At 66.2% G+C, this 13,197-nt stretch carries 10 protein-coding genes; 8 read left to right on the top strand and 2 right to left on the bottom strand.

What is annotated here, in order from left to right; all coding sequences use genetic code 11:
* Positions 1-16 precede the first annotated feature (16 nt).
* From ACIPXZ_RS10165 to metE, 8 genes are all read left to right on the top strand, one after another.
* A complete protein-coding gene (locus ACIPXZ_RS10165; RefSeq protein WP_400593294.1) occupies positions 17-1,324 on the top strand; it encodes a nitrate/nitrite transporter in 1,308 nt (435 codons plus the stop codon).
* A 114-nt stretch (positions 1,325-1,438) separates the two neighbouring features.
* A complete protein-coding gene (locus ACIPXZ_RS10160) occupies positions 1,439-2,650 on the top strand; it encodes a DUF4192 family protein (protein ID WP_400593291.1) in 1,212 nt (403 codons plus the stop codon).
* A gap of 323 nt (positions 2,651-2,973) precedes the next feature.
* On the top strand, positions 2,974-4,299 hold the full coding sequence (locus tag ACIPXZ_RS10155; RefSeq protein WP_400593289.1) for an RNA polymerase sigma factor: 1,326 nt from the start codon (positions 2,974-2,976) through the stop codon (positions 4,297-4,299).
* A gap of 171 nt (positions 4,300-4,470) precedes the next feature.
* Entirely contained in the window at positions 4,471-5,214 is a 744-nt protein-coding gene (locus tag ACIPXZ_RS10150; protein WP_400593286.1) for a tyrosine-protein phosphatase, read from the top strand.
* A gap of 15 nt (positions 5,215-5,229) precedes the next feature.
* Positions 5,230-6,423 (top strand): class I SAM-dependent methyltransferase, encoded by a 1,194-nt coding sequence (locus ACIPXZ_RS10145; RefSeq protein WP_400593283.1) that lies wholly within the window; start codon positions 5,230-5,232, stop codon positions 6,421-6,423.
* A 148-nt stretch (positions 6,424-6,571) separates the two neighbouring features.
* Entirely contained in the window at positions 6,572-7,774 is a 1,203-nt protein-coding gene (locus ACIPXZ_RS10140) for an ROK family transcriptional regulator (protein ID WP_400593280.1), read from the top strand.
* Between the two features lie 275 nt (positions 7,775-8,049).
* On the top strand, positions 8,050-8,997 hold the full coding sequence (locus tag ACIPXZ_RS10135; RefSeq protein WP_400593277.1) for a methylenetetrahydrofolate reductase: 948 nt from the start codon (positions 8,050-8,052) through the stop codon (positions 8,995-8,997).
* A gap of 85 nt (positions 8,998-9,082) precedes the next feature.
* Positions 9,083-11,407, top strand: a complete 2,325-nt coding sequence (gene metE, locus ACIPXZ_RS10130; RefSeq protein ID WP_400593274.1) for a 5-methyltetrahydropteroyltriglutamate--homocysteine S-methyltransferase — start codon at positions 9,083-9,085, stop codon at positions 11,405-11,407.
* 72 nt (positions 11,408-11,479) lie between these two features.
* Here the strand turns inward: metE and ACIPXZ_RS10125 are convergent, their stop codons facing one another.
* Both ACIPXZ_RS10125 and ACIPXZ_RS10120 read right to left on the bottom strand, forming a co-directional pair.
* A complete protein-coding gene (locus tag ACIPXZ_RS10125; RefSeq protein ID WP_400593271.1) occupies positions 11,480-11,977 on the bottom strand; it encodes a DUF2004 domain-containing protein in 498 nt (165 codons plus the stop codon).
* A 126-nt stretch (positions 11,978-12,103) separates the two neighbouring features.
* Positions 12,104-13,015 (bottom strand): LysR family transcriptional regulator, encoded by a 912-nt coding sequence (locus ACIPXZ_RS10120; RefSeq protein WP_400593268.1) that lies wholly within the window; start codon positions 13,013-13,015, stop codon positions 12,104-12,106.
* Between the last annotated feature and the right edge of the window lie 182 nt (positions 13,016-13,197).

Here is a 13,197-nt window from a genome sequence, read left to right as displayed (position 1 = left end):
GCGGAACAATGGGGACGTGCGTGCTTTACGGTCCTGGCTGGTGTGGGGTGTCGGTGTCTTCGCCTATCTGGTGGCGGTGACGCAGCGGACTTCCTTCGGGATAGCCGGCCTTGAGGCGACGGAACGGTTCCATGCGAGTGCGGCGGCCATTTCCGCCTTCTCCGTGCTGCAATTGCTCGTCTATGCGGGTCTCCAGATCCCCGTCGGCGTACTCGTCGACCGTCTCGGGCCCAGGGCGATGGTGGCAGGCGGAGCCCTGCTGATGTGTCTCGGCCAGGCGCAGCTCGCGGCCGCCGATTCGGTCGCGGCGGGGGTGCTCGGCAGGGTCCTGGTCGGCGCCGGTGATGCCGCCACATTCATCTCCGTGCTGCGGCTGCTGCCCGCCTGGTTCCAGCCCCGTCAGGTCCCGCTGCTCACGCAGTTCACCGGAATGGTGGGGCAGCTCGGCCAGCTGGTGAGCGTCATCCCCTTCGCGTGGCTGCTGCACTCCACCGCCTGGACGCCGGCATTCCTTTCGCTCGCCGCTCTGTCTGCTCTCGCCTGTGTTCTCGTGGTGCTCTTCCTGAAGGACGCACCGGAAGGCAGAGCGCGCCGGGACAACACCGGTGGGGTGAAGGAGATCTCCCGGGCTCTGGCAGAGTCCTGGAAGGAACCCGGAACGAGGCTCGGTCTCTGGAGTCACTTCACCACACCGTTTGCGGGGACGGTGTTCGCGCTCGCCTGGGGTTATCCGTTCCTCATCTCGGCGCAGGGCCTGACGCAGGGGACCGCTTCGGCGATCATGAGTCTCTATGTCCTGGTCGCCATGGTGTCCGGGCCGTTCTTCGGCCGCTTCGTCTCCCGTTATCCGGTCCGCCGTTCCTCGATGGTTCTTCTGGTCTCCTTCCTCACCGGAGTCGCCTGGTCCGTCGTCCTGCTCTGGCCGGGCCAGGCTCCTCTGTGGCTCCTGGCCGTACTGGTGGTGGTCATGGGCCTCGGCGGCCCTGCCTCGATGATCGGCTTCGATTTCGCACGCACCTCGAATCCCGTGGAGAGGATCGGCACGGCCACCGGCATCGTCAACGTCGGCGGTTTCGTCGCTGCGCTGATGAGCATGTATGTGATCGGGCTGGTCCTGGATCTGCTCAACGCCAGTGGTTTCTCGCAGGGCCGGCTCTACGGTCTGGCCCCCTTCCGGATCGCGCTGGCGAGCCAGTTCCTCTTCCTGCTGGTGGGGACGGTGGCCGTCGCGATCGTCCGGCGCAGGGCCCGCCGGGAAGCCGGGATCAGTCCGCGGCCACTGGCCAAGGTTCTATGGGAACGATCCCGTCAAGGCCGTCGCTGAAGCAGCTTCGGAGAGGGTCCGGCGAGGAGGCCGTCCACAGCGTCGGCTCCAGGGACTGTCCACATGGGCGTGAACCGCGCTCCCCGCGCCATCCTGGACACGCAGGCTTGTCGCATGGAACGCAGCGCACTGTTCACAGCGACGAGCCCTGAGGACATCCTCGGCTACATCCCGCACGCCCTCGGTTTCTGGCCCCGGGAATCACTTGTCTGTCTCTCCCTGGGAGGTGGCAGTCTCGGCGCCACACTCAGAGTTGATCTCCCAGCGGGGGAGCAGACGGAACAGGATCTGCTGCGCTATGCGCTCGTGGTCCTGAGACATCTGCGGCATGATCACTCCTCGGACGGAACCTTGGTGGCGGTCTTCGGGGGTGGGCAGGCTCGCACCGTGGCGGCTGCGGCACGTGGGCTCCTCACCGTGCTGGCGGATCTGCTGGCGAAGGAGGGCCGCCCGGTGGTGGATGCCTGGGCAGTGGGTGCCGACGGCTGGACCTTCGCCTCCTGCGGGGAGGCCGGAGCGCGCGCAGAATGGACGACGGCGGGCGGGCGGCGGACCGGAGTCCAGTCCCTCGAGACGATGAGGGACTCCCGGTTGGCCGCTGAGATGGTGTTCAAGGGCAGTGTGATCCGGGAGCACCCCGAGGACGGTTGGGACTCGTCGGCCCATCATCCAGGGCCAGTCGAGAAGCCGTCCAGAGGCGAGGGCCCCCGGACGGTACTGCAGGCCGTGCCGGAGCCGGTCACGGAGAACGAGCTCGCCGGGATTCTCTCCCGTTGGGAACGGCTACTGAAGGAACCCGGACGTGGCGCCGCCTCCGAGGATCTCACGGATCTACTGGACGGCCTGGCGGAACCTGCGGTCCGGGACGCGGTCCTGGTCTCCGTGGCGTCCGATGCCCGGCTTGCTTTCTGGGGGAGTGTCGCCGCAGGGGTGGTCGGAGAGGGAGAGGAGCAGCGGGCCGGACAGGCCCTCTTCGCCCCGTCACCGGACTCACTGGGGCACTGTCTGGACCGGTTCGGTGCGGTGATCACAGGAGACAGCGATGAAGCGCCCGACTGGGAGCGGATGGATCGCTTCGCTGCTTGTCTCGAGACCGCTCTCCACGGACGCGGCGAGTCCACCGCCGCGGCACTGACCGCGCTGGCCTGGATCGAGTGGTGCCGGGGGAGAGGCACTCACGCCTCAGTTCTGCTGGGCCGGGCGCTCGCCGTCGAACCCGGACACCGATTGGCTTTCCTTCTTCACGGTCTGGTCCTCGCGGGGCGGCTCAGCGGCTGGGCCACCCGGAGAAGCAGCAGCTGGAGCGGGCGGGAATGGCGTGACTGATGTGGTTCTGAGGAGGGCGCTGTTCAGGACAATGTGGTCAAGAACACCTTGATGTGGGTGAGAAAGAGCGTATTGTGCCCGCTTGCATCGGCAGGCGGGGATTTCATGAGAGACTAGTCCGGAGACCCGGTTGGGTCCGCGTGATGACAATTGCCGCAGGGAAACACTTTCAGTGCTCTCAGCGGGGAACAATTGCCAGACCACAGGCGTTGTCCTTCACAGGCTCTGCCGGTCTGGAGTATCTGCCTCGTGCAGCGCGGACTTGACAGGGTCATAGTGGTGTTACCCTCCGGGACACCCAGGCGCTGCTAGAAAGGGTTTCTGTGACCACTCCCACGACGAAGGAAACTGCCGTTCAGGCCGAGTTGACTGACGAGGAGAAGAAGAAGGCTCGCGCCGCCAAGGCTGCTGCCACGCGCGCCGCAAACAAGGCCAAGAAGGAAGCCGAGGCCGCCGGACAAGGCGAGGACTCTGCGACGCCGCGCGCTGCTGCGAAGAAGGGCGCCGAAGCCGGCGCCAAGACGCGGGGGCGGAAGGCTGCCGCGAACAAGGCCGAAGAACTGAACGACGACGCCCGGGACGATGCGGCCTCTGAGGATGCCGAGCCGAATCTCGCCGAGGCGGCGGAAGCCGAAACCGAAGGGGCCGAGACGAAGCCGGCGCCGACCGGCAGTGGCTTCGTATACTCGGATGCCGATGATGACGACGCGCCCGTGCAGCAGGTCATGTCTGCCGGGGCCACCGCAGACCCGGTCAAGGACTACCTGAAGCAGATCGGCAAGGTCGCTCTGCTGAACGCCGAGCAGGAAGTCGATCTCGCACTGCGGATCGAAGCCGGGCTCTTCGCCGAGGAGAAGATCGCTGCCGAGGGGGATGCCATGGATCCCAAGTACCGGCGCGAACTCGACTTCATCATCCATGATGGCAAGCGGGCCAAGAACCACCTGCTTGAGGCCAACCTCCGGCTCGTGGTCTCCTTGGCCAAGCGCTACACAGGCCGCGGCATGCTGTTCCTGGATCTCATCCAGGAAGGCAACCTCGGTCTGATCAGGGCCGTGGAGAAGTTCGATTACACCAAGGGCTTCAAGTTCTCCACCTACGCGACGTGGTGGATCCGTCAGGCGATCACCCGGGCCATGGCCGACCAGGCCCGTACCATCCGTATCCCGGTCCACATGGTGGAAGTCATCAACAAGCTGGCTCGTGTTCAGCGTCAGATGCTCCAGGATCTCGGCCGTGAACCCACGCCTGAAGAACTGGCCAAGGAACTGGACATGACGCCGGAGAAGGTCGTCGAGGTCCAGAAGTACGGCCGCGAGCCGATTTCGCTGCACACCCCCTTGGGTGAGGACGGCGATTCGGAGTTCGGTGACCTCATCGAGGACTCCGAGGCCGTGGTCCCGGCCGACGCCGTGAGCTTCACCTTGCTGCAGGAGCAGCTTCACTCCGTTCTCGACACGCTTTCCGAGCGTGAGGCCGGTGTGGTGGCGATGCGCTTCGGCCTGACGGACGGCCAGCCGAAGACTTTAGACGAAATCGGCAAGGTCTACGGCGTGACACGTGAACGTATCCGCCAGATCGAATCCAAGACGATGTCCAAGCTGCGCCATCCTTCGCGCTCCCAGGTCCTGCGGGACTACCTGGACTGAGGTCCCTGGGAATGCCCGGCCCCTTCTGGGGCCGGGCATTCCCTTTCCGTGCTCGCCGTGGCCGAACCCCGGGTTCCGGCTGCGGCGGCACTCATCTCATGACGGCGCGACCGAAGGGCCGGGCCCCTTCTCTCGTAGGTGACGAGGACAGAGTTCTGCAGGAGGCATCCGGTGATCGGACAGGCGGTTCCACTGCCCAAGACGTACAACTTCAGGGACCTCGGCGCCCTGCCGGCTGGAAGCGGCCTCACACTGAGTGGCGTTCTCTATCGATCCGATGCCCTCCACCTCCTCACGGATGAGGGCCGGGAGCGGCTGCGTGAACTCAAGGTCGCCACAGTGCTCGATCTTCGGGACGACGACGAGGTGCAGAGGTCTCCCAGCGCCTTGGCCGGTCTCGAACTGGAGGTGCTGAGAGGCAATGTCCTGGCGGGGGCGCTCGGTTCCTCGCTCCGGCAGCTCCCCACTCTTCAGGGGCTGTACCGTCTGATCCTCGCCCAGGGCGGGGATGTCGCCGTGCAGCTCGCGCGGCGCGTTCTGCACAACGCCGCGCTGGGACAGGGGACGCTTGTCCATTGCACCGCGGGCAAGGATCGGACAGGAGTCATGATCGCTCTGCTCCTGGATGCGGTGGGCGTCGACCGGGAGGCCGTCGTCCTGGATTATTCGGGCACCGCGGCCAATCTGTCGGGGGAGTGGCTCGACGGCGTCGTCGTTCTGATGGAGTCGATGGGTTTCCCCATCACGGAACAGGTCCTCACGCTGGCCGGGGGAAGTCCTGCGGAGGTCATGCGGGAGACGCTGGGATACCTCGACGACTCCTTCGGGGGGTCCTCGGGTTACCTGCAGCACCATGGTCTGACACTCGACGAGGTCACGGCTCTCCAGAAAGCCCTGCTCGGCGAGCGTTTGTGAGTCGTGGTGAATTCAGTGAACTTTGTGAATATGGAAGCGGTTCTGCCGACGCTCAGGCGGTGGCCGGACGTCGAAGCGGAGAATCTGCAGGCGTTCGACGGCGCTGACAGGCTCCTGTTGGAGCATGCCCGGGATCATCTGAGCGCGGAACCATCGGACCGGGATGGGCTGGTCGTCATCGGAGACCGGTACGGAGCCCTGACGCTGTCCTTGCTGGCGGCCTTGCCGGACGGGTCGCGGACACCGCCGCCAGTCCGGAGCTGGCAGGATCTCGCCACCGGGCAGACTGCGCTGCGGACGAATGCCGAACGGCTGAGCCTCACCGGCGTCCGTTCGTTCCCTGAGGGCGAGCCCGGCGGACACCTTTACGATGAAGAACTCCTGAAGGGTGCCAGGCTCGTGCTGCTGAGGCTCCCCAAGAATCTCGCCGAGCTGGCTGAGATCTCTCAGGCGATCGCCCGGTATGCGGACCCGGGGGTGACAGTCCTCGCCTCCGGAATGGTCAAGCACATGAGCCGTTCCATGAATGACGTCCTGGGGGAGTTCTTCTCTTCCGTCACGGCCAGCCTGGCTCGAGGCAAGGCCCGCGTACTGCGCGCGAGCGGCGCCAGAGAGGTCCTTCCGGGAACGGAGCTCTGGCCGCGTGTGGAACACCACCCGGAACTCAGCCTCGATGTCGTGGCGCACGGTGCGGTGTTCGCCGGCTCCAAGATCGATATCGGAACCCGCTTCCTGGCCACCTTCATCGGCAGGATGCCGCAGGTGAAGAGCATCGTCGATCTCGGCTGCGGCTCCGGGATCCTGACCGCACTGGCTGCCCGGGCCCAGCCTCAGGCCCGAGTGCTGGCCACCGATGTCTCGGCTGCGGCCGTCGCCAGTGCCCGGCTGACAGCGGAGGCGAACGGCGTCGGCCGGCAGGTCGATGTGCTGCATGCCGACGCATTGGAAGGTGTGGAGCCGGGATCGGTGGATCTCGTCCTGTTGAATCCGCCCTTCCACCTCGGGCACAGCGTCCATGCCGGGGCGGCTCTCAAACTCTTCAAGGCCACGGCGCCGGTTCTGTCCCCGGAAGGGGAGGTGTGGACGGTCTGGAACAGTCATCTGGGTTATCTGAGTGGGTTGCGGGAACACCTGGGTCCGACGGAAGTCGTGGGCCGGAACAGCAAGTTCACGGTCACGCGCAGCAGACCCCGCGTCTCAATCAGGTGACGAGCAAGGGGACACAGCGAACCTGCGGTGTCCAGACTGGTAACGCTGGTAGCCTACGAGCAATGGCCAGCTGCCCTGCAGTTATTAAGGAGAATGAGTGACCGAGCTCCGCACGCCCGCCTCGCGGCGCGGAACAAACTTGCCCAAAATGGGTGACTTCAATCTGACGGTTATCCTCGACACCATCCGGCGCTCTCCGGCCGGTCTGAGCAGGGTTGAGCTGGCCGGAATGGTGGGTCTCTCGCCGCAGACCATCTCCAATATCTCGCGACGTCTTCTGGATCAGGGACTCATCGTCGAAGCGGGCAAGACGGGGGTCGGCCCCGGCAAGCCGCGGACCATCCTTCAACTGAATCCCGTCGGAATGTACGCCCTCGGCGTCCATGTCGACCCTGCGGTCATCAGTTTCGCCCTCCTTGATCTGGTGGGCCAGGTGGTCCTGGACTCCAAGATCGACACGCCGGAGGCCGGCGAACCGACCGCGGTCATGGCCTCAATCGTGTTCGAGGTGCAGCGGCTGTTGGAGGAGTCCGGAATAGATCAGGACAAACTCGCGGGCCTGGGTGTCGCGGCTCCCGGGCCGATCGACCTCGAAGCGGGCACCGTGGTCAACCCGCCTCTGCTCCAGGGCTGGAGCCGTGTCCACTTGCGCGATTCGCTGTCCAAGGCCACCGGCCTCGCCGTGGTTCTGGACAAGGACGTCACGGCTGCGGCGGTAGCGGAGACCTGGGTTTCCAAGACGGCGGCGACCGGCAACTTCGCAGTCTTCTACATGGGCACCGGCATCGGCTGTGGCCTGGTCCTCGGCGACGAGGTGTTCCGGGGTTCCAGCGGCAACGCCGGCGAGATGGGGCACATCGTCGTCGACCCTGACGGTCCACCGTGCGACTGCGGACTGAACGGCTGCGTGAAGTCGACAGTCATCCCGCGTGTGCTGGTGGAGTCGGCGGCCGCCGTCGGCCTCGTCGAACCCCTGGCGGACGGCGACTCGAGCGTCGTCGTGCAAGAACGCTTCAAGCAGCTGTGCGATGCGGCCGACGACGGCAGCGAGGCCGCCGTCGCGATCCTCGAGCGTTCGGCGCTGCATCTGTCGCGAGCGGTCTCGGTGATCGCCAATGTGATGGACCTGGACCGCGTGGTCTTCGGCGGACCCTTCTGGACCCGCCTCGCTCCGTACTACCTCAAGCGCATCCCGGAACTGGTGGCTCATGGCGCGGACGCGCGGGCCATTCACGTGCCTTCGGTGGTCAGCAGCACGGTAGGAGCGGACGTCGGCGCCATCGGGGCTGCCTGCCTGGTCCTCGAGCACACGCTGGCCCCCCGCTCTGAACGGCTTCTGCTGGGTTCCTGACACCGTTCCGGCTCTGAGGCGAAGGATCTTCGGAGCCGGCGGGGTCGTCCCCGTAAGATTGCGTCTTAATTCGGTCCGGCGTTTGCCCGACCCTTTCTAGGCCCCTAGGCTTGAGGTCATCAGTTACCGAGGTAACGTGTCAGCGACCCTCCTCAGAGAGGGTGTGGGTGCCCCCATGTGGGCCTGACATTTGCACACGGCGATGGATCCCGGCGTTTTCGCATGCGCGCCGGTCCGCCGTGCCCATCCATAACGTCGCACGTCGAGGATTGCAGATGTCCCCACCCAGCCTTATCGACCATCCGACGCAGCCGAGCACCGCTCCCGTGGCACTGTCCTACGAGCTGTTCCCGCCGCGTTCACAAGCCGCAGAGGAAGTCCTCTGGGCCACCATCAAGGAACTCGAAAGCACCGCGCCGGACTACGTGTCCGTGACCTACGGCGCCAGTGGTTCCAATCACGACACCGCTCTGGATCTGGTGGCCAGATTGCAGGAGGAGACCCTCCTGCGGCCTCTCGCCCACCTGACCTGCGTCGGCAACACGGCCGCCGAACTGGCGGAGATCGTCGCAGAACTCCTGGATCACGGTGTGCGGGGCATCCTCGCCTTGCGCGGTGATCTGCCCAAGGACGGATCGACTCTGCCAGAGGGCTCGCTGCACTATGCACAGGACCTCGTGGAGCTCATCCGCCGCGTCGAGCAGAGCCGCACCGCCCTGCTGTGCGCCGGGAAGGTCGCGATCGGGGTCGCCGCCTATCCGACCCGTCACCCGGAGTCACCGAGTGAGGCACACGATGTCGAGGTGCTGCTGGCCAAACAGCGGTCAGGCGCCGACTTCGCGATCACTCAGGTGTTCTTCCACCCCGGTCAGTATGAGGATCTGCTGTTCCGTGCCCGCCGGGCCGGCGTGACCATCCCGATCATCCCGGGGGTCATGCCCCTGACGAGCCTGCGGAGGGTGACGCGCCTCGCCGAACTCAGCGGGGTCACCCCGGACCGGGGACTGCTGCACGCCCTGGAAACGGCATCCTCGGACGCGGAGGCCCAGCGGATCGGCGTCGATGCGACGGTCGCCCTGGCAACCGCCGCCCTGAACTCCGGCGCTCCCGGTCTGCACCTCTACACCTTCAACGAACACCGCCACGCCCTGGACGTCCTGGACCGCTTGCAGCTGTCCCGTCCCAGTCGTCCGCTGCACGAACGCGCCGCGCTGGCTTCCTGAAAGCAAACTCCCGGACCGGACCCGGAGGACGTGTCATCGTTCCCGGCCGGCCCGCTGAAGACCTGTACCCAGAAAAGGATTCATCATGACCACACAGACCCCTTTCCCCTCCGCCAGTCTCCTCGGCTACCCGCGCATCGGACGTCGCCGCGAGCTCAAGAAGGCCGTGGAGGCCTACTGGGCCGGGAAGATCGACGCCGCCGCCCTTGACGTCGCCGCCAAGGAGATACAGCTGAGCAGCGCCAAGCGCCTCGTGGAACTCGGCCTCGACGAAGCAGCCGCCGTTCCGGGCACCTTCTCCTACTACGATCAGGTGCTCGACGCCGCGGCCCACCTCGGCGCGATCCCGGCCCGTTTCGGCCGTCTCCTCAATGCCGAGGGACAGCTGGACATCGACGGGTACTTCACGCTCGCCCGTGGCTCCAAGGAGCAGCAGCCGCTTGAGATGACCAAGTGGTTCGACACCAATTACCATTACCTGGTCCCGGAGATCGGCCCGGAGACGGACTTCCGTCTGACCTCGGAGCGCGTGGTCGAGGAGTTCCAGTACGCCCTGGCCAATGGCATCGAGACCCGTCCGTACCTGGTCGGCCCGGTGACCTTCCTTCTGCTCTCCAAGGCCTCCGATGATGCTCCGGCCGGCTTCGAGCCGCTCTCCCGCCTGGAGGACATCCTGCCGGTCTACGCCGAACTGCTCGGCAAGCTGGCTGCGGCCGGTGCGAGCTGGGTTCAGCTGGACGAGCCGGCCCTGGTGGTCGACCAGGACATCCCTGCAGAGAAGCTCGATGCTGCGGTCACCCGCGCTTACGAGGTGCTCACCGCCGTCGCCGATCGCCCCCAGATCCTCGTCTCCACGCCGTACGGCGCGCTGGACGGCCAGCTGGGCGCCCTCGCGGCCAGCAACATCGATGCCCTGCACCTGGACGTGTTCAAGGGTGCGGCACCGTCCGAGGCGGCCTTGGCAGGTCTCGGCTCCAAGACCCTCGTGGCCGGTGTCGTGGACGGCCACAACATCTGGCGCAATGATCTCGCGGCCTCGGCTGCCACGCTGGACGCTCTCCAGGCCGCGGCTGCGCGTGTGGCCGTCTCCACCTCCACCTCCACCCAGCACGTCCCGCACGACGTGGCCGAGGAGGGCAAGCTCTCGGACCAGCTGAAGTCCTGGCTCGCTTTCGCTGATCAGAAGGCCGTGGAGGTCAAGACCCTGGCGTCCTACCTGGCGGACCCGGCGTCAGCACGGGCTGCGATCGATGAGGCTTCGGCCGTCATCGCCTCCCGTGCCGCCGCGGAGGGTGTTCGTCGTGAGGAGGTCCGGGCCCGCACGGCGGCCCTGAGCGAAGCCGACTTCGCCCGCTCCGAATACTCCGTCCGTGAGGCGGCCCAGGAAGCGGCCCTGCAGCTTCCTCCGCTGCCGACCACGACCATCGGATCCTTCCCGCAGACGTCCGAGATCCGCTCCGCCCGTGCCCGTAACATCAAGGGCGAGCTGAACGCGGCCCAGTATGAGCAGCTCATGAAGGACGAGATCAAGCGCGTCGTCGACCTTCAGGAGGAGCTCGGCTACGACGTCCTGGTGCACGGTGAACCAGAGCGCAACGACATGGTCCAGTACTTCGCGGAGAACCTCGAGGGCTTCGACGTGACGGTGCACGGCTGGGTCCAGTCCTATGGCTCCCGCTGCACCCGTCCGTCCATTCTCTGGGGCGACGTCACCCGTTCGGCCCCCATCACGGTCGCCTGGGCCGAGTACGCCCAGTCGCTGACCGAGAAGCCGATGAAGGGCATGCTGACCGGTCCGGTGACGATCCTCGCGTGGTCTTTCGTCCGCGACGATCAGTCGCTGGGGGAGACCGCCAATCAGGTGGCCCTCGCCCTGCGTGACGAGATCACCGATCTGGAAGCAGCGGGCATCAAGGTCGTTCAGGTGGACGAGCCTGCCCTGCGTGAGCTTCTGCCGCTGCGCAAGGCCGATCAGCAGGCCTACCTGAAGTGGAGTGTGGACTCCTTCCGCCTCGCCACGGCCGGTGCGCAGGACGCCACGCAGATCCACACCCACCTCTGCTACTCGGAGTTCGGCGTCATCATCGACGCCATCGATGGTCTCGACGCTGATGTGACCTCCATTGAGGCTGCCCGCTCCCGTATGGAGGTCGTCCACGATCTGGAGTCCCACGGCTTCGGGCGCGGCGTCGGACCGGGCGTGTACGACATCCACTCGCCGCGCGTCCCGGGCGAGGCCGAGGTCACCGAGCTGCTCGCCACCGCGGTGAAGCACGTTCCCAGCCGCCAGCTCTGGGTCAATCCGGACTGCGGTCTGAAGACCCGGGGCTACGCCGAGACCGAGGAGTCGCTGCGCAATCTCGTCACCGCCGCCAAGACGGTCCGTGAGGAACTCGGCGCGCGCGTCTGAGTTTGAGCCGCATGACGACGGCGGCGGGTCACCCTGGCTGGGTGGCCCGCCGCCGTCGTACTGTCTCCGTGCTCAGGACCAGATGATCTCGTCGTCCACCACGCCGTCGGCGTCGGCGGTGGCGACCAGCACTTCGTCGCTGAAGTGTTCACCGAGGCTGAAGTCGAGGACGAAGTACCGTTCAGGCTGGTCGGGGAAGATCCCGACGTGACCCAGCTTGAGCGCCTGGGTGAAGGCCGTGGTGTCCACGTCGCCACTGACGCCGAACGTCTCCCATTGCTTCTCCGGGTCCAGACCTTTGCAGTGGAAGTGCCGGAACTCCTGGACCTGGCTGCCGTCCTGGTCGAGCTCATTCGCGATCAGTTCCCGGACCTGATCCACCAGTTCGGGGAGGTAGTGCAGCCGGTAGTCGGCTTTGTGGACGGAGGCTTGATCGGGCCGCTCGTGGGCGGCGAAGTTGAGCTCGATCTCCACGGGGATCCCATGCACCGTGTGCCTCGCCGCGAAGCAATGCGCCACCCCGTGATTGAGTTCGAGCTGTCCGAAATGCTCGCTGATGACCGTGCTCATGCCATCAACATAGACCCCTGGGCTGTTCCATTTCCAGACTTGCCGGTCCGGCGTTTCGGGGCTACGCGGGCGCACCCGTGAGGCACGAGGCGGTGAAGGGACTGGGATCCGCCCGTCCGAGGGGGCTCAGTGTGAAAGGGCCTCGGTGAGACCGTCTCCGAGCAGCTCGAGGAACAGATCCACCCGGGCGCTGCCCGAGCCGGACGGCAGGAGGGCGAAGACGTTGCGGGCCAGACGGATATCGGGGACGTTGAGCACGACGACGCCGGCCGGCTTCTTTTCGAGGGTGAGCTCGGGGACCAGCGCGGCGCCGAGCCCGGCTGCGGTCATCTCGACGCTGGCCGTGAAGTCGTCGCTGTGCGCCACGACGCGGGGGTGAAGCCCGCAGGCTGCGAAAAGGCGTTCGATCACCACGGCGTCCGGAGTGCCTGGGTGATGGATGATCCAGGGCATGTCGGAAAGCTGGCCGGCCGAGACGGTGGCCTCGGGGGAGAACCCCCAGGACGCCGGGACGATGACCCGGAAGTCATCGTCGCCGATCCACTGCCGGCGCATGGTGTGCGGCCAGGCCAGGCCGCTCTGGCCCACCTGGTAGACCAGAGCGAGGTCCAGTTCGCCGCCATCCCGCAGCCCTTGGATGGTCTGGGCGGGCTCTGCGACGGAGACTTTGAGCTCGATGCCGAGCCTGGTCCACCGTGGATGCCGCATGATCCGGGGGAGGACGTAGGTCGCGAGGCTGGGGAAGATTCCGAGTCGGAGTTCCTGGCGTGAGTCGTCCTGTGCCCGTGATGCGGCGGCCATGAGGGCCTCGATGTCGGTGAGCACCTTGCTTGCGTGGCGAGCCATGGCCTGTGCGGCGTCGGTGGGCACGATGCTGCGGGCGTTCCGGTGGAAAAGTTCCACTCCCGCGTCCCGTTCCAGTGCTGCGATCTGCTGGCTGACGGCCGACGCCGTGTAGCCCAGGTGTTGTGCCGCGGACGCGAAGGAGCCGTGCCGGATCACCGCGAGAAGGGTGCGCAGATGGACGGGGTTGATCACAGAGGGCCTTTCCAGCAGAGCCGGTTCCCGATGGAACGGTCCTTGACAGTTTAGGCGGACGGACGGCTCCGTGGGGGCGTGGGCCGCGGGGGTGGGACCCCTTCGTGCGTGGTGTTCCGTGGCTGGGATCACCACTAGACGCGACACGCCGCGAAGCGTCGACACGCCGGTCATTTAATTGT

It is taken from the genome of Arthrobacter sp. NPDC090010, from assembly GCF_044748305.1.
In the GTDB taxonomy this organism is placed as follows: domain Bacteria; phylum Actinomycetota; class Actinomycetes; order Actinomycetales; family Micrococcaceae; genus Arthrobacter_E.
This window is presented reverse-complemented; position numbering and strand designations above follow the sequence as displayed.

Coding starts and splice junctions, on each gene's coding strand:
- ACIPXZ_RS10140 (WP_400593280.1), top strand. CDS start 6,572: ATGGGTGACTTCAATCTGACGGTTATCCTCGACACCATCCGGCGCTCT.
- metE (WP_400593274.1), top strand. CDS start 9,083: ATGACCACACAGACCCCTTTCCCCTCCGCCAGTCTCCTCGGCTACCCG.
- ACIPXZ_RS10135 (WP_400593277.1), top strand. CDS start 8,050: ATGTCCCCACCCAGCCTTATCGACCATCCGACGCAGCCGAGCACCGCT.
- ACIPXZ_RS10160 (WP_400593291.1), top strand. CDS start 1,439: ATGGAACGCAGCGCACTGTTCACAGCGACGAGCCCTGAGGACATCCTC.
- ACIPXZ_RS10125 (WP_400593271.1), bottom strand. CDS start 11,977: ATGAGCACGGTCATCAGCGAGCATTTCGGACAGCTCGAACTCAATCAC.